At 63.3% G+C, this 22,864-nt stretch carries 23 protein-coding genes; 8 read left to right on the forward strand and 15 right to left on the reverse strand.

What is annotated here, in order from left to right:
* The first annotated feature begins 27 nt into the window (after positions 1 to 27).
* Positions 28 to 1,026, forward strand: coding sequence for a GNAT family N-acetyltransferase (locus CPI83_RS22145; protein WP_230091106.1), 999 nt, complete (start codon positions 28 to 30; stop codon positions 1,024 to 1,026).
* Here the strand turns inward: CPI83_RS22145 and CPI83_RS22150 are convergent.
* The 5 genes from CPI83_RS22150 to CPI83_RS22170 all read right to left on the reverse strand — a co-directional run bounded on the left by CPI83_RS22150 (position 989) and on the right by CPI83_RS22170 (position 5,028).
* Positions 989 to 1,696 (reverse strand): alpha/beta hydrolase, encoded by a 708-nt coding sequence (locus CPI83_RS22150; RefSeq protein ID WP_097387715.1) that lies wholly within the window; start codon positions 1,694 to 1,696, stop codon positions 989 to 991. The two genes, CPI83_RS22145 and CPI83_RS22150, sit on opposite strands and share 38 nt — an antisense overlap.
* Before the next feature lie 11 nt (positions 1,697 to 1,707).
* Positions 1,708 to 2,829 carry a glycoside hydrolase family 76 protein gene (locus tag CPI83_RS22155; RefSeq protein ID WP_019749443.1) on the reverse strand — a complete coding sequence of 374 codons (1,122 nt, stop codon included), beginning with the start codon at positions 2,827 to 2,829 and terminating at the stop codon, positions 1,708 to 1,710.
* Positions 2,830 to 2,886: 57 nt separating this feature from the next.
* Positions 2,887 to 3,579 (reverse strand): TrmH family RNA methyltransferase, encoded by a 693-nt coding sequence (locus CPI83_RS22160; RefSeq protein WP_069146150.1) that lies wholly within the window; start codon positions 3,577 to 3,579, stop codon positions 2,887 to 2,889.
* Positions 3,579 to 4,178, reverse strand: a complete 600-nt coding sequence (locus CPI83_RS22165) for a DUF6636 domain-containing protein (protein WP_020968805.1) — start codon at positions 4,176 to 4,178, stop codon at positions 3,579 to 3,581. Before CPI83_RS22165 ends, CPI83_RS22160 begins: the two co-directional genes overlap by 1 nt.
* 67 nt (positions 4,179 to 4,245) lie before the next feature.
* Entirely contained in the window at positions 4,246 to 5,028 is a 783-nt protein-coding gene (locus CPI83_RS22170; RefSeq protein WP_097387716.1) for an SDR family oxidoreductase, read from the reverse strand.
* 34 nt (positions 5,029 to 5,062) lie between these two features.
* On the opposite strand from CPI83_RS22170, the gene CPI83_RS22175 reads away from it, so the two are divergent.
* A complete protein-coding gene (locus CPI83_RS22175) occupies positions 5,063 to 5,506 on the forward strand; it encodes a hypothetical protein (protein ID WP_097387717.1) in 444 nt (147 codons plus the stop codon).
* 4 nt (positions 5,507 to 5,510) lie between these two features.
* Here CPI83_RS22175 and CPI83_RS22180 read toward each other — a convergent pair whose 3' ends face one another.
* Together CPI83_RS22180 and CPI83_RS22185 are read right to left on the reverse strand one after the other, a co-directional pair.
* Positions 5,511 to 6,224, reverse strand: a complete 714-nt coding sequence (locus CPI83_RS22180; RefSeq protein ID WP_097387718.1) for a lysoplasmalogenase — start codon at positions 6,222 to 6,224, stop codon at positions 5,511 to 5,513.
* Between the two features lie 49 nt (positions 6,225 to 6,273).
* Positions 6,274 to 6,954 (reverse strand): lysophospholipid acyltransferase family protein, encoded by a 681-nt coding sequence (locus tag CPI83_RS22185; RefSeq protein ID WP_003944312.1) that lies wholly within the window; start codon positions 6,952 to 6,954, stop codon positions 6,274 to 6,276.
* Positions 6,955 to 7,017: 63 nt separating this feature from the next.
* Between CPI83_RS22185 and CPI83_RS22190 the strand changes: the two genes are divergently transcribed.
* Genes CPI83_RS22190 through CPI83_RS22200 form a run of 3 tightly spaced genes read left to right on the forward strand, consistent with a single transcriptional unit; the run spans position 7,018 to position 9,338 of the window.
* On the forward strand, positions 7,018 to 7,581 hold the full coding sequence (locus CPI83_RS22190; RefSeq protein ID WP_097387719.1) for a TetR/AcrR family transcriptional regulator: 564 nt from the start codon (positions 7,018 to 7,020) through the stop codon (positions 7,579 to 7,581).
* Positions 7,582 to 7,614: 33 nt separating this feature from the next.
* The gene (locus tag CPI83_RS22195; RefSeq protein ID WP_019749435.1) at positions 7,615 to 8,058 is read left to right on the forward strand and encodes a MarR family transcriptional regulator; all 444 of its coding nucleotides are present in this window, start codon (positions 7,615 to 7,617) and stop codon (positions 8,056 to 8,058) included.
* Between the two features lie 23 nt (positions 8,059 to 8,081).
* Complete coding sequence (locus CPI83_RS22200) at positions 8,082 to 9,338, forward strand: MFS transporter (RefSeq protein ID WP_097387720.1); 1,257 nt, start codon at positions 8,082 to 8,084, stop codon at positions 9,336 to 9,338.
* A 51-nt stretch (positions 9,339 to 9,389) separates the two neighbouring features.
* Here CPI83_RS22200 and pyrE read toward each other — a convergent pair whose 3' ends face one another.
* The 5 genes from pyrE to clpB form a co-directional block, all read right to left on the reverse strand.
* Positions 9,390 to 9,923, reverse strand: coding sequence for an orotate phosphoribosyltransferase (pyrE, locus tag CPI83_RS22205; protein WP_019749433.1), 534 nt, complete (start codon positions 9,921 to 9,923; stop codon positions 9,390 to 9,392).
* A 74-nt stretch (positions 9,924 to 9,997) separates the two neighbouring features.
* Entirely contained in the window at positions 9,998 to 10,798 is an 801-nt protein-coding gene (locus tag CPI83_RS22210) for an SDR family oxidoreductase (protein ID WP_029254745.1), read from the reverse strand.
* A gap of 46 nt (positions 10,799 to 10,844) precedes the next feature.
* Positions 10,845 to 11,732, reverse strand: a complete 888-nt coding sequence (locus CPI83_RS22215) for a hypothetical protein (protein ID WP_030535971.1) — start codon at positions 11,730 to 11,732, stop codon at positions 10,845 to 10,847.
* A gap of 86 nt (positions 11,733 to 11,818) precedes the next feature.
* Positions 11,819 to 12,790, reverse strand: coding sequence for a hypothetical protein (locus tag CPI83_RS22220; RefSeq protein WP_060939127.1), 972 nt, complete (start codon positions 12,788 to 12,790; stop codon positions 11,819 to 11,821).
* Positions 12,791 to 12,948: 158 nt separating this feature from the next.
* Positions 12,949 to 15,501, reverse strand: coding sequence for an ATP-dependent chaperone ClpB (clpB, locus tag CPI83_RS22225; RefSeq protein ID WP_020906630.1), 2,553 nt, complete (start codon positions 15,499 to 15,501; stop codon positions 12,949 to 12,951).
* Positions 15,502 to 15,683: 182 nt separating this feature from the next.
* Here clpB and CPI83_RS22230 point away from each other — a divergent pair, with 182 nt between their 5' ends.
* Together CPI83_RS22230 and CPI83_RS22235 are read left to right on the forward strand one after the other, a co-directional pair.
* Entirely contained in the window at positions 15,684 to 16,880 is a 1,197-nt protein-coding gene (locus CPI83_RS22230; protein ID WP_046379818.1) for an FAD-binding oxidoreductase, read from the forward strand.
* 16 nt (positions 16,881 to 16,896) lie between these two features.
* Positions 16,897 to 17,643 carry an FAD-binding oxidoreductase gene (locus CPI83_RS22235; protein WP_030535968.1) on the forward strand — a complete coding sequence of 249 codons (747 nt, stop codon included), beginning with the start codon at positions 16,897 to 16,899 and terminating at the stop codon, positions 17,641 to 17,643.
* A gap of 3 nt (positions 17,644 to 17,646) precedes the next feature.
* On the opposite strand, the gene CPI83_RS22240 is transcribed toward CPI83_RS22235, so the two are convergent.
* The gene (locus CPI83_RS22240) at positions 17,647 to 18,807 is read right to left on the reverse strand and encodes a globin domain-containing protein (RefSeq protein WP_029254742.1); all 1,161 of its coding nucleotides are present in this window, start codon (positions 18,805 to 18,807) and stop codon (positions 17,647 to 17,649) included.
* A gap of 235 nt (positions 18,808 to 19,042) precedes the next feature.
* On the opposite strand from CPI83_RS22240, the gene CPI83_RS22245 reads away from it, so the two are divergent.
* A complete protein-coding gene (locus CPI83_RS22245) occupies positions 19,043 to 20,230 on the forward strand; it encodes a nitric oxide synthase oxygenase (protein ID WP_020906627.1) in 1,188 nt (395 codons plus the stop codon).
* Between the two features lie 6 nt (positions 20,231 to 20,236).
* On the opposite strand, the gene CPI83_RS22250 is transcribed toward CPI83_RS22245, so the two are convergent.
* Together CPI83_RS22250 and CPI83_RS22255 are read right to left on the reverse strand one after the other, a co-directional pair.
* Positions 20,237 to 21,622 (reverse strand): citrate:proton symporter, encoded by a 1,386-nt coding sequence (locus tag CPI83_RS22250; protein ID WP_003944372.1) that lies wholly within the window; start codon positions 21,620 to 21,622, stop codon positions 20,237 to 20,239.
* Positions 21,623 to 21,715: 93 nt separating this feature from the next.
* On the reverse strand, positions 21,716 to 22,723 hold the full coding sequence (locus CPI83_RS22255) for a tripartite tricarboxylate transporter substrate-binding protein (protein ID WP_232816782.1): 1,008 nt from the start codon (positions 22,721 to 22,723) through the stop codon (positions 21,716 to 21,718).
* Positions 22,724 to 22,864: the final 141 nt, after the last annotated feature.

Consider the following 22,864-nt stretch of genomic DNA (forward strand, 5'->3'; position numbering starts at 1 on the left):
GGTTGGCAGCTCGGTATCGTCACATGGGTGAGCCGCGTAGTCGTAGCCGAGTTCGTACCGTCCGGATTGACAGCATCGGTTCTTCACCAGTGGTGTGAGGTCTTCGCCGAAGGCCAGCGTCACCTGTCCGGAACTGCGCCGACAGCGACGGTGCTGATGGAAATGATCGAGGCCGAGGACGGATCAGTCGATGTGTGGCGTTGGATCGCACGCGACGGCGGAACGGACGAGGTCCTCGGTATCGCCCAGGCGCGACGCAACTCGGCGGAACCTGATCTCGCAGAGTTTCGGATGTACGTGACACCCCACGCGCAGCGACGAGGGGTAGGACGAGCGCTTGCCGAACTCGCCGAAGTCGACATCGCCGGGTTCGGCGTGCGAAGAATCAGAGTGACGGCGCTCGTCGGAAGCGCAGCCGAGCATTTCCTGGGATCGTTCGACGGCCACCGTGTGTTGCTTCGGTTGGCCAACCAGGTTCAGCACCTCAGCCCTCCCACCGCACACAGCGCCCGCCCCGGCTATCGAATCGTCAGTTGGCGCAACCGAACCCCGGACGAGCTGGTCCACTCCTTCTCGGAGGCATTGAACCGACTCCTCGACGCGCCGGGCGCCGAACTGCAGATGCCCGAACGTAATTGGGGAGCCGACGAGGTCAGATCGTGGGAACAGAAGATGACGGGTGGCTCTCAAGTACTCCTGGTGTGCTGCGCGGTCGACGACAGCGTCGGCGAAGTAGCCGCAGCGACAGTGGTGACGGTGGACGAACATGACAGCACCCACGCATCACAGCACGACACCGTGGTACTTCCCCAGCACCGCGGACACGGTCTCGCTCGGTGGGTCAAGGAGCAACAAGCGTCTGTGTTGGCAGCTGAATTTCCCTCGCTGCAAAAGATTTACACAACGGTGAACGCGGAAAACCACCCGATGCTGACCGTCAATCGGAGCCTGGGATACCAGACCGTTGCGGAGCGGATCCTGGTGGAGATCAGGAGAGTCGAGAGTGCGTCGCACAAGCCTCGGTGACGATCTTCCTCCACAGGAGCGGGCGAGACTGCCAGAAGTTGTGCGCGACACCGTCGACGACCTCGAAACTACCGTTAGGCACGAGCTCGGCCAGTTGCTGCAACGGCCACGACGGGCGAATATCGTCGGCCGCCGCGAGAAATGTCATGGGCACGGGTGAGTCGGCCAACTGCCGAAACAGCTGTGGTTCATGGATCCATTCGATGAACGATTCTTGAAGCGATTGCCAGACAACAGGTTCCCAAGGTATGTGCGGGTCCGGCTCGATTCCCGCTTCGTACTGCTTCGACCAGGTCCGGTCCTTGTGGAGGCCGTGCCCCGCGATGCCGACGACGCCGGACACCGATTCCGGACAGTCGAGTGCGTACCGCACCGCCAAGTCGGATCCCCACGAGTGCCCCAGCACGACCCAGCTGTCGATCTCGAACGTGCGTCGGACGAGTTCGAGGTCCGCAACCGCCTGCGCCATCGTATGAGCGCCGCCACCGGACCGGCCGACTCCGCGTGGCTCAGGGCACCACGCGCGCATTCCTTCCGGAACCAGCTCGTCGTGAGCAAGATAGTGAACGCATCCCGGGCCGCCGGAGAGAACCAGAACGTCCGCGCCTGCCCCACCGACATCGATGTGAAGACGTACGCCGTCCGTGTCGACCACGTGCCGGGATTCCATGAGGGAAAAGCCTAACGCTTACGCGGGTATCCAGCCGCCGAGACGACAAAGGCCGCCTCCATGAGCATCCACCCACCCACCTGCACCGAGAGGTCTCGCTCGGGCACGCTCGACGAGCGCACGGTTCCGGCGGCAAAGGTGGCGATGTCGCCGGACAGACTCGGCAACTGAGCATCCTTGGTCCAGTCGTGCCCGAACAGCGGCAGACCTTCGATCTGCAGTCTGTTGTTCCAGGCAGCTTCCGCGGAGGACAGAACGATCTGCGCTGCGAGTTCGCGCGCTCGCAGGTCCTCGTGAGTCTCCCAGGACAGGTTCACCACCACGAACGCCAGGTAGCGAGCCAGGATTGCGTTGAACAGCCCGCCGTCGCCTCCGCCACCGCCCGTGATGACTCCGTACTCGGTCATTCCGTCGTACACCGCGTCGACGAGTTTGTGGACTCGCTCGCGGTGACGCGGCTCGCCCAATCGCGTCGACAACTCGGTTTCCAACCCCAGCGTGACGCCCTGACAGTACGAATAGATCGCGCGCTCGAGGGTGCCGTCGCGGCGGATACCGTCGAAGATCAGTCCGGAGTCCGGATCCCGCAGCGTCTCGTCGATCCAGTCGGCCGTTGCCTGCGCGCGCCAGAGTTTTCCGGTGCGCGCCAGCATGATTCCGGCGGGTCCGTTTGCCGGTGTGTTGTAGAAATCGGAACCTTTGCACCACGGAATACCGCCGCCGTCGGCCGGGGACCACGAATCGAAGAGTTGCGATTCGAGCGCCTGGACCGCGGTCCGGTGATCGACCGAGAACATACGTTGAGCACGTTCGAGCGAGAGGCCCAGCCACGCCATGTCGTCGTAATAGTTGTTGGTCCACGCCGAGACGTTGCGGACCCGCACACTGCGGGCGACCTTCGCCACCCGGCGACGACGCTTGGGCGTCGGGTCACGTTCGAGCGCGTCGATTGCAGTGTCAAGCAGGTGTGCTTGCCACCAGTAGTGCCACGGCTTGAACATCCGCTCGCGCCGAACAGCAGGCCAGGCAACCACGCCGAGTGCTGTCCGGGGCAGTCCCCACAGGCGCCGAAGGTGACGACTGACTATCGCGCCCTCAGCCGCATCGGCTCGCTCTGCCCACACTTCCTGCATAACTACCTATCCTGTCTGGTCGAGGCGCTACGCGCTAGCCGGAATTCGCGAGCGAGATCAGCGGGAATCGGCGAGATCGGCATGCTCACGTACCCACGCGTGCATCGCAATCCCGGCCGCGACACCGGCGTTGATGCTGCGAGTCGACCCGAATTGCGCGATCGAGACCGTCATGGACGCAACCTCTTTCGCATGATCGGTCACTCCGGGCCCTTCTTGACCGAACAGCAGGATGCACTCTCGCGGCAGGCTTGCCGTTTCCAGCGGCACCGACCCCGGGGTGTTGTCGACGGCAACGATCGTGAGTGAATTCTCACGGGCGTACTCGACGAGCTCGCTGATGTCGGCGTGGTGAACGATGTGTTGGTATCGATCGGTCACCATGGCGCCCCGCCGATTCCAGCGCCGACGCCCCACGATGTGGACCGCGGCCGCAGCAAACGCGTTTGCCGTGCGAACCACCGTGCCGATATTGGCGTCGTGCGCGAAGTTCTCGATGGCGACATGCATCGTGTGACGGCGCGAGTCGATGTCCTCGACTATCGCTTCCCGCGTCCAGTACCGGTACTCGTCCAAGACGTTTCGACGATCACCCTCGGCGAGGAGTACGGGGTCGTAGCGCTCGTCTGTCGGCGGTTCCGTGTCGTGCTCCTCGGCCCACGGCCCGACGCCGTTGGGGTTCTCGCCCCACTCGGTGGGTCCCGGTTCACCGGACCCACCGGAGACGTCGTCGGCTGCGACTTCGGTCATCAGTACACCTCGTTGGAATCTGCAGCCACCGTGAAGCCGTGCGTGGTCTGATCGTTGACACACGAGACGTCTGTCGCGGTGGTCGTACAGGTGAAACCCAGTTTGCTCAGCGGTTGACCGGCCGCCAACACCGGATCGGCGTCGGGACCGCCCGAGGTGTACACCTCTCCGCCCGAACACATGAAAGCACCCTCACCCTCGTCGGTGACGCGAATACCGTTGCCCCAGTTGACCATGCAGCTCTCCGGCCGCGGCGGAACCGGAGTGGTCGTTCCCTCGCACCCGGCTTCGATTCTGGTGGGCAACTTGATGATGCCGCACTGGAAGTTCCCGTCGGGAGTGGTGAAGTAGTACGACTCGTTGCGCTCGAACTGCACGTCCGTGAGCGTCGTCGTCGGTGGCAGCGTCGTGGTCGGTGGTTCGGTGGTCGTGGGGACGACGGGCGCGACGGTGGTGGTTGTCGTCGGCACTGCGGTAGTGGTGGTCGAACTTGGCTGCGCCGCTACGGTCGGCGCTGAATCCGCCTCCCCGCCGCACCCTGCGAGCACGAGCGCCGACCCGACGCCCAACAAGACGAACCCCACCCGAACACGAACCACCCGACTACCTCCACACACGTCATCTTGGCCCAGCAACAGCCGACAGTGCACTCTATCGTGTGGTCGACTAAGTGCTGGTGACGCGCTTGTTCATCAGCCGTGAGAGCCACGCGGGCGAGAACCGCGACGCACTGAGAAAGAGCTTTGCCTGAGTTCCGACCGGGTAGTGAACCTTGTGTACGCGTCCGGCGCCGCGTGTGGCCGCCCACAGTTCCTTCGCGACGTCGGTGGCAGTCAGCTTGATACCCAACGATCTGGTGGCTCCGGTGTCCATTCCAGTGACCATCGCGGTCTGGACGAACAACGGCCAGAGCGCGAGAACACGGATGTCGTGCTGTGCCCATTCCAGATCGAGCGCCTCGGTCAGGCCGCGGATCGCGAACTTGGTTGCACCGTACGTCGCCAGTTCGGGCTGGCCGTAGATCGCCGAAGCGGAGCACAGATTGACCACCTGAGCGCCGACGGTATCGCGGAGGTACGGGAAAGCCGTGTGCGTGCCGTTGAGGGTGCCGGTGATGTTGATGTCGACCATTCGGCGATGCGCCGCAAGAGAAATATCCTCGAACCGTCCCGAGGAGAGCACGCCCGCATTGTTGATCAGGATGTCCAGACGCCCGGACTCCCCGGCAAAATCGGCCAGACACTGCGCCCATCCCACCGGATCGGTGACGTCCAGGACACCCGTCACGACGCTGCCACCGAAACCGTCGATCTCGGCCTTCAAGGAGGCAAGGCCGGCGTCGGCGATGTCGAACGCGCCGACGCGGTATCCGTTGCGCGCGAACAACAGCGACGTCTCCCGCCCGATTCCAGCCGCAGCACCGGTGATGAAGACGTTCGGTTCGCTCATCCGGTCAGGCTATCCTGGATGTGGAGGAAATCTGATGAATCACCGTCGCGTCGTACACACCGTGTGTTTCATCGCGGTGGGATATCTGATCGTGCTCGCGGTGTGGCTCGGATGGCTGGTCGATCACACCCCACCCGGCACTCTGCCCTATCAGATCGGCGGACTACTCGCCGCCTTCGGCTCGGTACTCGGATTCGGAATGGCCTGGGCCAATCGACCGACCCGCGCCGAGCGCAAGCTCGAAAAGCACGGCCTCGAAGGGTGGGCACGAATCGACAAGGTCACACCCCTGCGCCGAACCGTCGACGGCGAGTTGGCCAAGCTCGCACTCCGCCTCACGGTTCCAGGTTCCGATTCGTACTCGGGCCGGATCGAGTACGAGATCCGACCCGAGTTCAAAGACAAGATCACTCCCGGATCCACGGTCACCGTCATGGTGGACCCGAAGAACCGAGACCGAATCATGCTGTGCCCGTGAAAAACTAGACGCTCTTCTTGCGTCCCAGCGCCAACATGCCCTCCACCAGCATCAGTTGCGCTCCCGCGTACGACGCCAGGATCACACCCTCGGCAGCGGCGCGGCCGGCGGTCCCACGGATGAACAGTCGACGCACCACGATCAGCCCGTCGGACGCGGTGAAGAGCACTCCGCCCAATCCGAGCCAGGAGCGTCGATCCTTGTTCGGGACGACAACGTCGAGCACGGCCTTGGACTGCGGTGCCAGAGCGGGGTCCGCCGACAACGTCGAGGTGGTTCCCAACATCAATCCGTATCCGGTGAGCGGCGTCGACACGCTCGGTGCCTTGGCACGGAGCAGACCGGACGCCGTCGACCAACCGCTGATGCGGGGTTTGAGGGCAGCACGGGTCGGCCGTGCCCCGCGGCGCAGGAGAAGAGCCGAGTAACTGGCCTGCATCACCGCGAACGACGACGCGCCCTTGACCAGACGAGCATCGTTGTCCGGGTCGATCATGAACACGTCGCCGACGGTCGCAGCGGCGAGGCCGGCGAGAAGCAGTGCGGTATCGGCAGTTTCCGTCTCCGAGCGCTTGCGCAGCACTCGGGCGGCCAGGGCGGGTGCGATCAACGGTTTCGCGATCTGCTGAACCCGCTCGTTACCGACCACTGCCCCGACCACCGTCGCTGCCGTCGCCGCCGCAAAAACTGCGTGCTCGATGCCCCACTTGCCCGCCATCACAATCCTCCTGTTGGTTACACGTCCAACAGCGACCGTACTGGGTCACTCAGGCAGCGTCGCCGGATTTGACGTCCGCGCCGTAGACATCGACGTATTCCTGCCCCGACTGGTCACAGAGCACCGCCATCAATTCGTCCGTCGCCGCGCGCACGACGGCCTGGTAGCCACGAAGTTCGCGGTACCGAGAGAAGTCGATCGGCTCCCCTACCGTGATCCGGACCTTGCTGAAGCGCCACATCCGCGTACCCGGCGGGTTGACTGCGTCGCCGCCGTGCACGACGACGGGAATGACCGGCGCCCCGGTTTCCAAGGCGACACGAATCGCTCCGGTCTTTCCCTTGTACAGGCATCCGTCGGGCGATCGCGTTCCCTCGGGATAGATCCCCCAGACGCCGCCTTTGTCGAGAATTCCGATGGCCGTGTCCAATGCCGCACGGGAGGCATCGGCGCCGCTACGGTCGATCGGCACCTGACCCGCCCCACCGAAGAACCAGCGCTGCATCGCGCCCTTCACACCGGTCCCGGTGAAATATTCACTCTTCGCGACGAAGGTGATGCGTCGGCGCACCATGAGGACCAGGAAGAACGAGTCGACGACTGCCCGATGGTTTCCGGCGAGAATCACCGGCCCTTTCTTGGGGATGTGGTGCTGCCCCTCGATCGTCGGCCGCCCGAACAGCCAGAGGACCGGGCCGATCAGAACGTATTTGAACAACCAATAGAGCACAGGGCATCACCTTTTCCGTCTAGTAGACAGTGTCTACGCCCAGAATAATAGACACTGTCTTCCATGACTGTCAGCAGCCTTCGCGAAACACTCGTCGCCACCGGCGTCGAGATTCTCGATGCCGACGGCGCCACAGAACTGACGCTACGGGAGATCGCGCGTCGTGCGGGCGTGTCGCACGGCGCCCCGCGGAGATACTTTCCGACCCACAACAGCCTGCTTGCCGCAATTGCCTCACACGGCCTGCGCGATCTCACCGAAAGACTCCAACCGACACTTGTCGGCAAACAACCCGCTCGTAGCCGATTGATCTCGGCAGCAATCGAATACGTGTCATTCGCCCAGGAGCGGCCGGCGATGTTCGAGTTGATGTTTCGCCACGACCTCCTCGAAGCCGCCGGCAGCAACCTCCGAGAGTCTTCACTCCCGCTCTTCGCCGCCCTGCAAGCCTTGACCGAAGAGGCCGACGCGTCCGATCCCACCACTTCTGCAGTGACCATCTGGTCCGGAACCCACGGCATCGCAGTGCTGGCGGCAAATCGAAGCCTCGCGCTCGTTGCACCCGGCCTCGACATCGCGGCACTGGTCACCACGAGTGTGACGGACCACCTTCTACGGACTCGTTGATTTACATAGTTACCCTATGCAATAATATTTTTCGTGACAGATGAAGAGCAGCAACTGCACGAACTACTCGTCAACCTCGTGAGCAACACGCACCGCTTCGCGAAGCTGGCAGGTTCTTTCGCGTCCGATCAGTACCCACGCGCCTGGCTGCGCGCGCTCTCACTCCTCGAGGAATACGGCGAAATGCGGATCAGCGATTTCGCTCGACTCGACAGAAGCTCGCAGCCCTCTGCCACTGCCCTACTGCGCAAACTCGGCGAGAACGGTTACGTCGAACGCCGCGCCGACCCGGAGGACGCCCGCGCAGTGCGCGTCGCCATGACCGAGAAGGGTCGAAAGATCCTGAACGACGGCCGAAACGAGATCGCCGACGCTCTAGTCCCCCACTTCGTCGAACTCGGGCCCGAGCAGATCAAGAAACTGGCCGACGGATTGGCCGAATTGCGGTCCATCATCAAGACTTCCGACCCCAGCTGAAATACCCACCACTGAAAAAGGAGGTGGCCGTGAGCAACACGACCGCGACATCAACGCACCAGAACGAGGCTCCGCCGAGCCTCCTGAAACAACCGAAAGCGGTGTGGGCGGTAGCCTTTGCCAGCGTCATCGCCTTCATGGGCATCGGATTGGTCGATCCGATCCTCAAGCCGATCGGCGAACAACTCGACGCCACACCGTCGCAGGTTTCGCTCCTGTTCACCAGCTACATGCTCGTCACCGGCGTGGCCATGCTCATCACCGGTGTGGTGTCCAGCCGCATCGGCGCCAAGAAAACGCTTCTTGTAGGCCTTGCCATCATCATCGTGTTCGCCTCTCTGGCAGGCGCTTCCAGCACCATCGGCCAGATCGTCGGATTCCGTGCCGGCTGGGGACTGGGCAATGCACTCTTCATCGCAACGGCACTGGCGGCCATCGTCGGCGCGGCCAGCGGCGGCGTCGCACGGGCGATCATCCTGTACGAGGCTGCACTGGGCATCGGTATCGCGGTTGGACCGCTGGTCGGCGGCGTTCTCGGTGACATCAGCTGGCGCGCACCGTTCTTCGGCGTCGCAGCCCTGATGGCGGTTGCTTTCATTCTCATCGTCGTGATGCTTCCGAGCGCACCCAAGCCCGAACACCACACATCCATCGCTGCACCGTTCCAGGCGCTGCGGCACCGCGGGCTACTCACCGTTGCCATCACCGCGCTGCTCTACAACTACGGATTCTTCACGCTGCTCGCGTACACACCGTTCCCCCTCGACATGGGGGCGTACCCGATCGGATTCATCTTCTTCGGCTGGGGCCTGATGCTGGCGATCTCGTCGGTTTTCCTCGCTCCTCGCCTGCAACGACGCTTCGGCACACTACCGATGATGATGCTGGCGCTGGCACTGTTCGCACTCGACCTCGGCATGATGGCGCTCTTCACCGAGAACAAGATCGTCTTGATCGTGGGTGTCGTCCTCGCCGGGTTGTTCCTCGGTGTGAACAACACACTCATCACCGAAACCGTCATGATCTCGGCTCCCGTGGAACGGTCGACCGCCTCGGCTGCTTACAGCTTCGTTCGATTCGTCGGCGGCGCCGCAGCTCCGTGGGTAGCCGGCAAGCTCGGCGAGTCCAACGTCCACATGCCGTTCTGGGTCGGCGCGGTGCTCACCCTCGCCGCCGTGTTCGTCCTGTCGAGCGGACGCAAGGTCCTCGCACACGTCGACGACCACGATCCCGCGCCGCACAGCGTCGACGAAGCACTCGCCGTCACCGTAGGCGACTGACCCCTGTGAGTGGTTGAGGAGTGCAGGGACCCCTTAACCACTCACGGGGCGTCAGCTCAGGTTCAGATCTTCCAGGCCCAGCAGCGATCGGTACTCGACGCCCTCGGCACCGATAATCGCGTCCGCACCCGTCGCGCGATCGACGACGGTAGCGACTCCGACCACTGTGGCCCCTGCCTCGCGCAGAGCCTTCACTGCTGTCAACGGAGAATTGCCCGTCGTGGTCGTGTCCTCGACAACCAGGACACGCTTGCCCACGATGTCCGGGCCCTCGATCTGACGCTGCATCCCATGAGCCTTCGCAGCCTTGCGAACGACAAACGCGTCGATCGGGCGTCCGGGAGCGTGCATCACCGCCATCGCAACCGGATCGGCGCCCATCGTCAAACCTCCGACTGCGTCGAAATCCCAGTCCGCGACCAGTTCACGCAGCAGCGAGCCGATCAGCGGCGCCGCCTTGTGGTGAAGTGTCGCGCGGCGAAGGTCGACGTAGTAGTCGGCTTCCTTGCCCGAAGACAGCGTCACCTTTCCGTGTACAACAGCCAATTCGCGCACCAGCGCAGCCAAATCCTCACGATCGCTCATGAGTGCTCAGCCTACCGACCACTGGCTTATGTTCGGCTTCTGCCTCTGGGCTACGTTCGGCTGCTGCCTCTGGGCTACGTGCGCCCGCGGCCTCGTCCAACGATGTTGGTCAACCGGCGAACCAGCCCCTTGGGAACCAGACGCCCGGCCGTCGTGAGGACCTTGTACTGAATTCCCGGAATGCTGATGACCTTGTCGTCACCGAGATCCTTCATCGACGCCGCAACCACCTGGTCGACGCTCAACCACATCGGCTTGGGGATCGTGGACATCTCGATGCCCGCACGCTCGTGGAACTCGGTGCGGATGAAGCCCGGGCACAGCGCCTGAACGCGCACTCCCGTCCCGGCCAACCCGCCGGAAAGCCCTTCGGTGAACGAGATGACATAGGCCTTGCTTGCCGAATACGTCGAACCCCGGCCGGACAGCAGGCCCGCGACGCTCGCCACATTGACAATCGTTCCGTGCGCCGACGCGATCATGCTGGGCAGCGCCGCACGGGTCAGCCGCATCACGGCGGTGACGTTGACGTCGAGTTGAGACTGAAGAAGCGCCGGATCTGCAGTCCAGAACTCGCCGGAGGTACCGAATCCGGCGTTGTTCACCAACACCTCGACGCCCTTCTCCAGACGAAGCGCGACGGTGTCGCGTCCAGCCTCCGATGCGAGATCGGCAACCAGAATCTCCGACTCGGTGCCGAACATCGTCTTCAACTCGGACGCGAGGTCGTGCAATCTGACCTCGTCACGTGCGACGAGAACCAGGTCGTATCCGAGGGAGGCGTATTTCTTGGCAAAACCGGCGCCGAGACCAGAGGTAGGTCCGGTCACCAGGGCAACGGGACGCACAGGGCGATCCGAGTGGGAAGTCGACATACCGGCCACGCTAGTGGTTATCGCGGCGGGACGGGAACCTTAAAGGTCAGTCGACCGGGCGAATTGTGCCCGAGCGCTGGGACGCCGGACGCTGAGCCGGCTTGTCAGCCGCCTCGGGCTTGCGCAGCGATTGGTCCTGACGTGGCGCAGATTCCCGCGGTGCAGGCTCACGCGGTGCGGACTCACGCGGGGCAAATTCACGCGGCGGAGCTTCACGTGGCGGCTGCTCTTGACGCGAACGGGGCTGTTCTACCGGATCCGGAGTTGGGCGAGACTTCTCGGCGCCCGGCCGCGGGCGGCTCGGATCGTGATCGACCTCGAGTTCGTTGGGATCGGTGACGGGAGGCAGGACATGCAGAATGCCGGACAGGCGCGCAACCGACTCGATTGCAGCGTCCCAATCCCGACCGTTGCTGGTTACGGGGAGCGAGCCGAGAGTCCACTGGCCTTCGCTCCACAGCATGCTGATCGACGGCGGAACCGATTCGGTGAACGCCACCATGCGCTGATCACAGACACGACGTGCGATCTCGAGATCGGTCGCGAAGACGACTCGTGAACCGATCGCACCCAGCAGGTTCAGGTCGCCGTCCTTGGGCGGAGCCGTCGATTTCAACCGAAGATCGATGTCGACGTCCGACCCGATCTCGCGGCGAACGGCGACGATGGTTGCGGTCTCTTCCAGGTCGAACAGCACGAACTGCTCTCCGCGACGACGGCCTCGGACGACGTCGGTGGCAGTCAGGTAGTCCTGCTTCGCCATGACCGCGCGATGCCATTCGCCCGCCAGCTGATCGTCAGTGGCCGTGTACGTGTATCCCTGTGCCTTGGCCCAGATCTGACGCACTCGCCCGGATTGATCTCGCCTCGTCCTGTCGACGTACAGGAGCGCACCCGCGCCTGCGAGTGCAATTGCTGCCAGTCCGAACCACATTCCAGTCATCACCCTCCAGGGTAGCGACTCGCGGCCTCAACCTCCCGCGACACCCTGGTGGACTCGCCTGATGTGTCGTGAACGACTCAGTTGCCGAACTTCGGCAACGACGTACTCAGAATCGTGTTGGCGGTCATCGTGCCGTTCTCCACCGGAGTTCCGTCGACGACGATGTTGTCTCCTGGTTGCAGATCGGCGATCGTGGCGCGGTTGAGCGCGATGAGGGTGGTGTCGGCTGTGGTCAGAACCGTCACCTGCGATCCACCGATCGAATCGATGACCAACGTGCCGCCGTCGTTCGACTTGACGGTGCCGACGGCTCCCCCGGCGTCGCCGATGACTTCGCCGAGCCCGCCCGGGAGCTGGCTGAGCGGGGAATCCGTCGTCGGAGTCGGTGCCGTGGTGCTCGCCTTCGGCGGTGTGGTGGTCGGCGCCTGCGTCGTAGTGGTCGGCGGAACGAAAGCGGTCTGGGTTCCCTTGTCGTTCGAACCGAACGCCGAGAACGCGACGATCGCGATCACGGCGACCAGGATCCCGACCACGCCGGCAGCCACCCACGTCGCGAGCTTGCGCTTCTTGCCGCCGCCCGACGACCCGTCTTCGATGAACGGCTGTTCCGGCGGAACTCCCCCGCCACCACCGGCAACCGGATACTGCTGTGTATTTCCGTACTGCTGTGTATTCCCGTACTGATCCGGGTTCCCGTACTGCTGGGCCGTGTACGGCGGATATGCCTGCGTCGCACCCGGCGGCGGGGCCTGCGGATCGAACTGCGGGTTGTAGGCGGGGAAGGCCTGCGTGGGATTCGGCTGCTGCCCCTGCTGCCCCAAGTACTCCGTGTTCTGATCCGGGCCACCGTAGGGATACTGCTGTGCCCCCGGATACTGCCCCGCCCCCGGCTGCTGACCGAAGTACTCCGTCGGCTGGTTCGGATTCTGGCCGGACACCGTCCCGTACTGCTCTGTCGGCTGGTCGGGCGTACGCCCCCACACCTCGGTGGCCTCGGGATCCTCACGGCGCGGCCCACCCGAGTTACGCGGATCGTTCTGATCGGTCATGCCTGGCTCACCTTCGGTTGGGACGAAAGAGCGTCGAAGTCGTTCGGAGAGGCGCGGGTGCAGACATCCCCAGTTCGAGCATCCAGCCATCCAGGGTAGAACAAAATGCGAATGCCCCGCCGATCCACTTGGATCGGCGGGGCATTCCACTTACCGAATCAGGACAGAACCAACTGATCCGCGTCCTCACTGACACCGACGTGCACGGTGTCGCCGTCCTGGACCTTGCCGGCCAGGAGCAGCTTGGCGAGCTGGTCGCCGATCGACTGCTGAACGAGTCGACGCAGAGGCCGAGCGCCGTACAGCGGGTCGTAGCCGCGCACCGCGAGCCACATCCGGGCAGCACCGTTCACCTCGAGGGTGAGACGACGCGCAGCCAGACGCTTCTGCAGCTGCTCGAGCTGGATGTCCACGATGTGCTCCAACTGCTCTTCGGAGAGCGAGTCGAAGACGACCACGTCGTCGAGACGGTTGATGAACTCGGGCTTGAACGCGTGGCGTACCGCGTCCATGACCTGCTCCCGCGTGCCACCGGATCCCAGGTTGGAGGTCAGGATCAGGATGGTGTTGCGGAAGTCCACCGTGCGGCCTTGACCGTCGGTGAGACGGCCTTCGTCGAGCACTGCAAGCAGGACGTCGAACACGTCGGGGTGTGCCTTCTCGACCTCGTCGAAGAGGACCACCGAGTACGGGCGTCGCCGAACTGCTTCGGTGAGCTGGCCGCCGGCTTCGTAGCCGACGTAGCCCGGAGGGGCACCGACGAGTCGGGCCACCGAGTGCTTCTCACCGTATTCGCTCATGTCGATACGGATCATCGCGCGCTCGTCGTCGAAGAGGAAGTCCGCCAAGGCTTTGGCGAGCTCCGTCTTACCGACGCCGGTCGGGCCGAGGAACAGGAAGGAACCGGTGGGCCGATTGGGGTCGGCGACACCTGCTCGGGCGCGGCGAACCGCATCCGAGACGGCGACGACGGCGTCGGTCTGGCCGACGACGCGCTTGCCGAGTTCGGACTCCATGCGGAGCAGTTTCTCGGTCTCGCCTTCCATCATCCGGCCGGCCGGAATGCCGGTCCAGGCTGCGACCACGTCTGCGACGTCGTCCGGCCCGACCTCTTCCTTGAGCATCACGTCACCGTCGGAGGCGGCTCCGGAAGCGACTGCTGCCTCTTCCAGTTCCTTCTCCAGCGCCGGGATGCGGCCGTAGCGCAACTCGGCTGCCTTGCCCAGATCGCCGTCACGCTCAGCGCGTTCGGACTCTCCTCGCAGGGTTTCGAGCTGTTCCTTCAGCACGCGCACCGAGTCGATGGCCTGCTTTTCGTTCTGCCAGCGGGTGCTGAGCTGATTGAGCTTTTCGCGATCGTCTGCGAGTTCCTGACGCAGCTTCTCGAGCCGAGCCTTGGACGCGTCGTCTGTCTCCTTCTCGAGTGCCACTTCTTCGATTTCGAGTCGGCGAACAGTGCGTTCCACCTCGTCGATCTCGACGGGTCGCGAGTCGATCTCCATACGAAGTCGCGATGCGGCTTCGTCCACGAGGTCGATGGCCTTGTCCGGCAGGAACCGCGAGGTGATGTACCGGTCCGACAGCGCGGCAGCAGCCACCAACGCGGAGTCGGTGATGCGTACGCCGTGGTGAACCTCGTAGCGCTCCTTGAGACCGCGCAGGATGCCGATGGTGTCCTCGACCGAGGGCTCACCGACGAGCACCTGCTGGAAACGACGCTCGAGTGCTGCATCCTTCTCGATGTACTTGCGGTACTCCTCGAGCGTGGTGGCACCGACCAGCCGCAGTTCACCGCGGGCGAGCATCGGCTTGATCATGTTGCCTGCGTCCATCGCGGATTCACCGGTGGCTCCGGCGCCGACGATGGTGTGCAACTCGTCGATGAAGGTGATGACCTGTCCGGCACTGTTCTTGATGTCGTCGAGAACTGCCTTGAGGCGTTCCTCGAATTCACCGCGGAACTTGGCACCGGCGACCATGGACCCGAGGTCCAGGGACACGACGGTCTTGCCTCGAAGCGATTCCGGGACGTCACCCGCGACGATGCGTTGGGCAAGGCCCTCCACGATCGCGGTCTTGCCGACGCCGGGCTCACCGATGAGTACCGGGTTGTTCTTGGTACGACGCGAGAGCACCTGCACGACACGGCGAATCTCGGTGTCGCGACCGATCACCGGGTCGAGCTTGCCGCTACGTGCAGCTTCGGTGAGGTCGGTGGAGTACTTTTCCAGCGCTTGGTAGGTGCCTTCGGGCTCCGGACTGGTGACGCGAGCGCTGCCGCGGACGGTGGTGAAGGCTTCACGCAATGCGTCCTGGGTAGCGCCATGACGTACGAGCAACTGCGCGACGTCGGAGTCGCCGCCGGCCAGTCCGTAGAGGACGTGCTCGGTGGAGACGTACTCGTCGTCCATCTCGGTGGCGAGGTGCTGAGCAGCAGTGAGTGCCGCGAGTGCCTCACGCCCGAGTTGCGGGGTGGAGCTTGCGCCGGTTGTCTTGGGCAGGCGATCGACGATTGCCTGTGCTTCACGGTGTACGACCGTGGGGTCGACGCCTACAGCTTTGAGTAGTGGGGCAGCGATGCCGTCGGTCTGGTCGAGCAATGCGACCAGCAGATGGGCAGGCCGGATATCGGGATTACCCGCCGACGACGCCGACTGCAGTGCAGCCGTCATCGCAGCCTGGGTCTTGGTTGTTGGTGTGAACGAGTCCACTTGTCACCTTTCTGGCGAAGTCGAACGGGAAGAGCCGCGACCGGTTGGTATTGCGACTGTGTCAATATGCTCAACGCGGACAAACTTGAGTCTATTCCGCTCAAGTTTGTTTTCGCCAGGCCGAGTTGGTTTCGTAGGTCACATTTTGAGCCGTACTAGAATTGTGGCGAGAGTTGCAGCTGGTGCGAAAGGGGGATGGATTGGATCCGACAGTGATCGCCCGTCTGCAATCCAGCCTCGATTCTCTGACCGACGACGAAGAGAGCCGTGCGCACTTCTCGGCAGTGTTCTACACCGGCCTCTTCGCGGAACATCCTCTGTACCGCTCATTGTTCCCGGCCGGGATGGAATCGCAGGGGCACCGTTTCTTCAGAGCGATCGAGTTCGTCGTCAAGAACCTTCCCCAGCATCGTCGGATCCGGAAGTTCCTCACCCAACTCGGCCGCGATCATCGCCGCTACGGCGTCGAGCGTGAGCACTACGAGGCTGCCGGTGTTGCACTCGAGCGCGCAGTTCGGTCGATGTACGGAACCAGCGCGCACAGTCGCTACAAGTGGACGCCGGAACTGGAGGACGCCTGGTCTCAGTTCACCGACCTCGTCGTGAGCACGATGGCCGACGGCGCCGAGTCCGATACGACCCCGGCACTCTGGGGCGCAACCGTGGTCAGCCACGAACGAGTCCTCGACGATCTGGCGATAGTGCGCCTCGAAGCCGACCCACCCATTCCGTACGGGGCGGGACAGTACGTCGGCGTTCAGATTCCCCAGCGCCCGAAAATGTGGCGGTACTACTCACCGGCGATTCCGACCAACCCTTTCGGTCAGCTCGAGTTCCACATCCGCAAGGTGTCGGGAGGATGGGTCAGCCCCGCGATCGTCAGCGAGACCAACGTCGGTGACCGCTGGGTCATGTCCACTCCCCTCGGCGGTCTCGAGGTCGACTTCACCAGCGACCGTGACGTTCTCATGATCGGATCCGGCACCGGCATCGCCCCACTGCGGGCACAGGTGATGGAAATGTCCCAACGTGCGCACAATCCGCGCGTGCACCTGTTCGTCGGCGGCCGGTATCCGTGCGACCTCTACGACCTCGAAACGCTCTGGCACATCTCGCTCAGTAATCCGTGGTTGACCGTCGTACCGGTTTCCGAAGAACCCGAAAACCCTTGGTGGCACAACGGACCGGTGCTGGAGCCACCCTTCGGAATGCACAGCCGACTGATCGGACCGATCGGAAAAGTGGTCTCGCAGTTCGGCTCGTGGGCCGACCGTCAGGTGCAGATCTCGGGGTCACCGTCGATGATCAAGACCACCGTCTACGCCTTGCGTGCCGGCGGAACTCCGCTCGACCAGATCCGGCACGACCCGCTCTACTGACTACAGGAGAACTTTCATGGCCCAGCGAACCTGGTCGAGCACAGTCGTCGAACATCACCGTCTCCGTGAGGATCTGGCGGTTGTTCGTCTTGTCGGCGACGTCGTCCCGTTCCGACCCGGCCAGTACGTCGACGTCAGCGTCCCGCAGAATTCGCGGTTGCTCCGTCGACTCTCCCCCGCACTGCCTCCCTCACACGACGGGAAGTTGGAGTTTCACGTCAAGACGGTTCCCGGCGGTTGGGTCAGCGGTTCGATAGTCAAGAACACCCAGCCTGGTGACGTCTGGCAGATCCTCGACCCGCGCGGCAACCTGTCCGTCGACGAGAACGGCCCCACCGTCATCATGGTCGCGGGCGGAACCGGCTTGGCCCCACTCCGGTCGATCATTCTCGATCTGGCTCAGACCCCGAACCCGCCGCAGGTGTACCTCTTCTTCGGTGGCCGAACGCTTCGCGATCTTTACGCAGCGGACATGTTGTGGCTGCTCGCCGATCAGTTTCCGTGGTTGCAGCCCATTCCCGTCGTCGAAGATCTCTCCGACGGCGGCCCGCCCGACGGGTGGTTCGACCGTTTGAACGTCGACATCGGATTCGGCGACGATCATCTCATCGAAGGCACGCTCGCCGACGTCGTCGCGTCGTACGGTGCATTCACCGAACATCAGGTCTTGGTGTGCGGATCAGCGGCCATGGTTCGATCGACGCGTGATCGATTGATCGAGGCCGGAACGCCGGCCGAGGTCATTCAGTTCGATCCGTACTGACGGTCAGTACGTCGGATCATTGCGAACGGTGTCGACGTCGATGCCCACCGCGCGAAGCCTGAATTTGGTGCTGTTGACCATGGATTCACTGCCGACGACCTGGATGTCGTAGCCCGCCCAGTCCCCGAACGAGGTCACGACCTTACCGACCTTGCCGACGATGCGCCTTGCCATGCCGATCGGCGGCAGCGGTTCCGGTTCGGTGTGCCACCACGGATTCTCGTCTTCTTCCGAGACCGGGATGATCGTGAGCCACGGGTGCTTCTCGGCCAGCTTCCACAGATGAGGAAGGTCGTAGAGATCGCACGGATGCTGTCCGGAGTAGAACAGTTGGACCTTGCGAGTGTTGCCGCGTCGGATCAGTTCGAGGATCTGAGCGCGAAGAGGCGCGACACCTGTTCCCGACGCGATCATCAAAAGGTCCTTGGAGTTCTCCGGAATCCCCAGGGCGCCGATGGGCGAACCGACCACCCAGGTGTCACCGACAGCGGTTTGGTTCACCATGACCGGGCTGACCCACCCGCCGGTGACCTGACGAACGTGGAACTCGAGGACTCCAGTCCCGTCGTACGGCGTGGCCGGTGAGAGGTAGCGCCACATCCGCGGCCTCGCGGCGACCTGCACGCTGACGTACTGACCGGCGCGGTATTGCATAGTCTGGTCGAGTTGCAGCCTGACGACGGCGACGCCCTTGATGACCGGGCGGCATTCGATGACGGTGGCACTCCAGGCGGGCGGGCCGTCCTCCGCGTTGGCGGCGTCCATCATCGCTGCCGAGATGATCGCGAGCGCGTTGCGCCATGCGCTGTCGACCTCGTCTGTCCACATTTCGGCGCCACCGAAAGTCTCGAGTGCTTCGATCAGGGCATTGCCGACTGCCGTGTAATGCTCGTCGGTGACGCCGTACTTGCGGTGATCGCGGCCGAGCTGCGCGAGGTACTCGAGTATCGCGTCGGACTCGTCGAGGCGTTCGACGACGTGAGCGATAGCGCCGACAAGCCGGTCCCGCTGCACATCCATCGCCGCCGGAAAGAACTCCCGCGTTTCGGGCGATCGAGCGAACAGGATCGAATAGAAGGTACGGGCGAGCCGTTCCGGACCATCTTCTACCGCAGCGACGGATTTGAAGCTCGACCGGACCAGAGAGATTGCTTGCGAATCCACGCTCATCCTCGTCCCGACTAGACGCGGCAAGACCCGCCGCGGAATTTCGTCTGCAGCTTATGTCACAAATGTCTGACTCGTAAATCATTCTGGACAAGTGTCACAATGCGACCCCATTTCGCGGTGTGACCGTCCCTTTCTTATTCTTGCGTGCAAGATAAACAAGAGCTTCGACACTCTCAATCGCCGAGCTAACGTTCAGCGAAATCTCAACCAGCCAAACAGGAGTCGTGCCGTGGATTTTGTTCGACAGGACGAATTGCCCACCGATAGCGGGCTTACGTCCCAGATCGCCTCCACCACCCCGACGCTGACCGAGCTTCAACGTCGGGAACTCGAGTGCGTCGAATTTTTCGACTCTCCGGAACTGGGCCACCTCCCGACGTCTCGGCGGCGCGAGGCCTTGCGTGAGCTCCACCGGACCGGTACCTACACGCACACAGCGGAGGAATTGCTCGTCGGCGCCAAACTCGCCTGGCGAAACCACGCCAGGTGCGTCGGTCGCGCGCATTGGCGGACCCTCAAACTCATCGACGCGCGCGATGCCGTCACGGCTTCCGCTCTCGCAGAAGCGTGCTGGGAGCACCTGCGACTGTCGACCAACGGCGGCGCTCTGCAGTCCGTCGTGACGGTCGGGCCGCTTCCCCGCGAGGACGGCCAGGAGTACCGCATCCTCAGCCCGCAACTGATCCGCTACGCCGGCTACCGGCAACCGGACGGCACCATCCTGGGCGACCCGTGGCACGTCGATCTCACCGCTCAGGTCACCGCGATGGGATGGAAGGGCGCCGGCACGGCGTTCGACGTTCTCCCCGTGCTGATTTCGGTTCCCGACGAACCCCTGCAGTACTTCGACGTCCCGACCGACCTCGTTCTCGAGGTCGAGATCGAGCATCCCGAATACAGCTGGTTCGCTGATCTGGGGCTTAAATGGCATGCCGTTCCCGCGGTCTCGGACATGAACCTCGACATCGGCGGAATCGTTTATCCCTGCACACCGTTCAGCGGTTGGTACGTCAGCACCGAGGTCGGTGCACGCAACTTCAGCGACACCGATCGCTACAACATGTTGCCGACCATCGGGGCGATGATGGAGCTCGACATGAGCCACGACCGCACGCTCTGGAAGGACCGTGCACTGGTCGAACTGAACCGCGCAGTTATCCACAGCTACCGCAAGGCCGGCGTCATCATGGTCGACCATCACACTGTCGCAAAGCAATTCATCGATCATATCGCGCGTGAGGACAAGGCCGGGCGCAAGTGCCCGACCGACTGGTCATGGGTGAACCCGCCCATGTCCAGCTCGCTCACGCCGACGTTCCACCGCCTGTACGACGAGCCCGATCTCGACATCCGGCCCAACTTCGTGACTAAAAAGAAGAAGGGCACCGACCAAGGCCGGTGCCCCTTCCACAACTGATCGCACTCAGAAGGGGATCTGCCCCAATCCGACACCGACCACGAGCATCGTGATCGAGATCAGGCCTGCTCGCCACAGGACCTTCTTGTGGTGATCCGCCAGGGACACACCGGCGAGCGTGACCAGCAGCAGGATCGCCGGGACCAGCGGACTCTGCATGTGCACGGCCTGCCCGGTGATCGAAGCGCGCGCCATCTCCACCGGCTCGATGCCGTACTGGGCTGCCGTCTCGGACAGCACCGGCAGCACACCGAAGTAGAACGCGTCGTTGGTCATGAAAAACGTGAGCGGAATGCTCAGGACGCCCGTGATGACGGCCAGATGCGGGCCCATCGCGTCGGGAATGACCTGGAGCAGCCACTCTGCCATCGCCTCGACCATGCCGGTTCCCTGGAAAACGCCGGTCAGCACCGCTGCTGCCAGCACCATCGCGACAACGGAGACGATGCTCGACGAATGGCGTGCGATTGCTTCGCCCTGATCCTTGACCGCCGGGAAGTTGACCGCGAGAGCGATCGACGACGCAATCATGAACAGCACCGGGATGGGCAGGATGTCCATCACGAGCACGACGAGAAGGATCGTCGTCAGCGCGGCGTTGAACCAGAGCAGCTTCGGTCGCAAGGTGTCCCGCTTGGGGTCGAGGCCGTCGATGAATCGTCCGGTGTCGCCGCCGTCGTCTTCGGAGTCGTTCGAGCCGCCGGTGCCGGCGCTACCGGTGCTGGAACTTCCACCGTTTCCGACCTTTTCGAGGATGCGCTCAGAAGTCAGGACCAAAGTCCCGATCCTGCGACGCTCCATGATCCCGAGGTGAATCGCGAATCCGAGCACCATGATCAGGCCGACGATCAACGACGGCACCATCGGGACGAACACGTCGGAGGGCGAGAGTCCCAGCGCGCTAGCCGCCCGCACGGTCGGGCCACCCCACGGAATGATGTTCATCGTCGCGTTGGACAAGCCGGCGATCACCGTCAGTACAACGGGACTGACACCGAGTTTGAGGTAGAGCGGCAGCAGCGCGGAGGTCACGATGATGAAGGTCGTCGAACCGTCTCCGTCCAGCGAAACCACCATCGCGAGCACCGCGGTGCCGACCACGAGCCGCATCGGATCGTCTCGCACCATCCGCAAGATGAGTTTGACCAGCGGATCGAAGAGGCCGACGTCGATCATGATTCCGAAGAAGATGATCGCGAAGAACAACAGCGCCGCGGTGGGTGCGAGCGACTTGATGCCGTCGGTGATCATGTCGCCGATGCCGAGGCCCGCTCCGGCGAGTAGTCCGAAGGCCACCGGCACCAGGGTCAGTCCCACCACCGGGGTCGCGCGTTTGGTGAGGATCAGGAACATGAACACCGCAACCATGAGGAAGCCGAGTGTGACGAGCATGATGAACTCCTTTTGTGCTGAGTTGCCGAGAAAAACGGCACGGCAAATCGAGCCGGTGACCTTCGTGGAGGTGAAACGAAACTTCGGTTGTGCTCAGTTGGTTCCGGGCGGATCGAGTGTCGCGTCGACGAACCGGGATTGTTCGGCGAGGAAGGCAGAGAACTCGGGTTCGGTGAGAACTGCGCTGTTCCAACCATTTCGGTCGGACAGCTCGTTCCACCGTGGACTTGCCGCAAGATTCCGCACTAAATTCTGTAAATGCTGACGCTGGTCGTCCGTCAATCCGGGGGGCGCCATGAGACCCCGCCAGTTGGTGAACGTGACGTCGACGCCCGACTCCGCCATGGTCGGTGCATCCACCGCCGGAGTGCGCTCCGGCGAACTGACCGCAAGGACCCGAACCGTGCCTGCCGCAATCTGATCCAGGTACTCCCCGATACCGGTGGCGGCGACGTCGACCTGCCTGGTCAGCAGCGCCGGAAGTAGTTCTCCGCCGCCGTCGTAGATTCGGTAAGGGGACAGCGACGGATCGACGCCGACCGCCCGTGCGAACAGAAGGCGGAACAGCCCGTCCGGTCCGCCTTCACTCGAACCACCACCGATCGAGATCGACGACGGATCCGCCACCCAGGCCTGCGTCAGATCTGCCAGAGTTTTGTACGGCGAATCTGCCGGCACCAGTACAGCTTCCGGTTCTTCGACCAGTCTCGCGATCGGTGTCACGTCGGAAAGGGTGTGCTCGGACGGCAGTATCTCGAGCGAACCGAGAACGCCGAGTCCCATGACCATGAGTAGATCGGGATTTCCGCGTTCGAGAGCCAACCGGTTGAGTCCGACGATGCCACCCGATCCGGGCAGAACTACGACGTCGGCGTCGACGGTCCCTTCGTCGGCCAGTGCCTGCACCATGGTCCGGGCGGTCAGGTCGTAACCACCACCGGCCACCGAGGGCACCAGTACACGCAGTTCTTCGGAAGTCTCACCCGCTCGACCACCGGCGAAGAAGGACTCGACCGGAGTGCATCCGGTCGAGAGCACGAGAGCCATCGCGCAAGCACCGAGCAGGGCGATATGCCTGCTCAGTCGCTTCGATGTCCTCATGGCCTTGTCCTTGTCTGCTGGCTGTCTACTGGCTGTCTGCTGGTACCGCTGTGTGAACAGGTTTCATACTGACGCACTTTGTGACTGGGGTCACCATTGGGAAAGCAAATTGATTTGTGCTCATTGTGCTCACGAACAACT

The organism is Rhodococcus sp. H-CA8f (assembly GCF_002501585.1).
Classification (GTDB): Bacteria; Actinomycetota; Actinomycetes; order Mycobacteriales; family Mycobacteriaceae; genus Rhodococcus_F; species Rhodococcus_F erythropolis.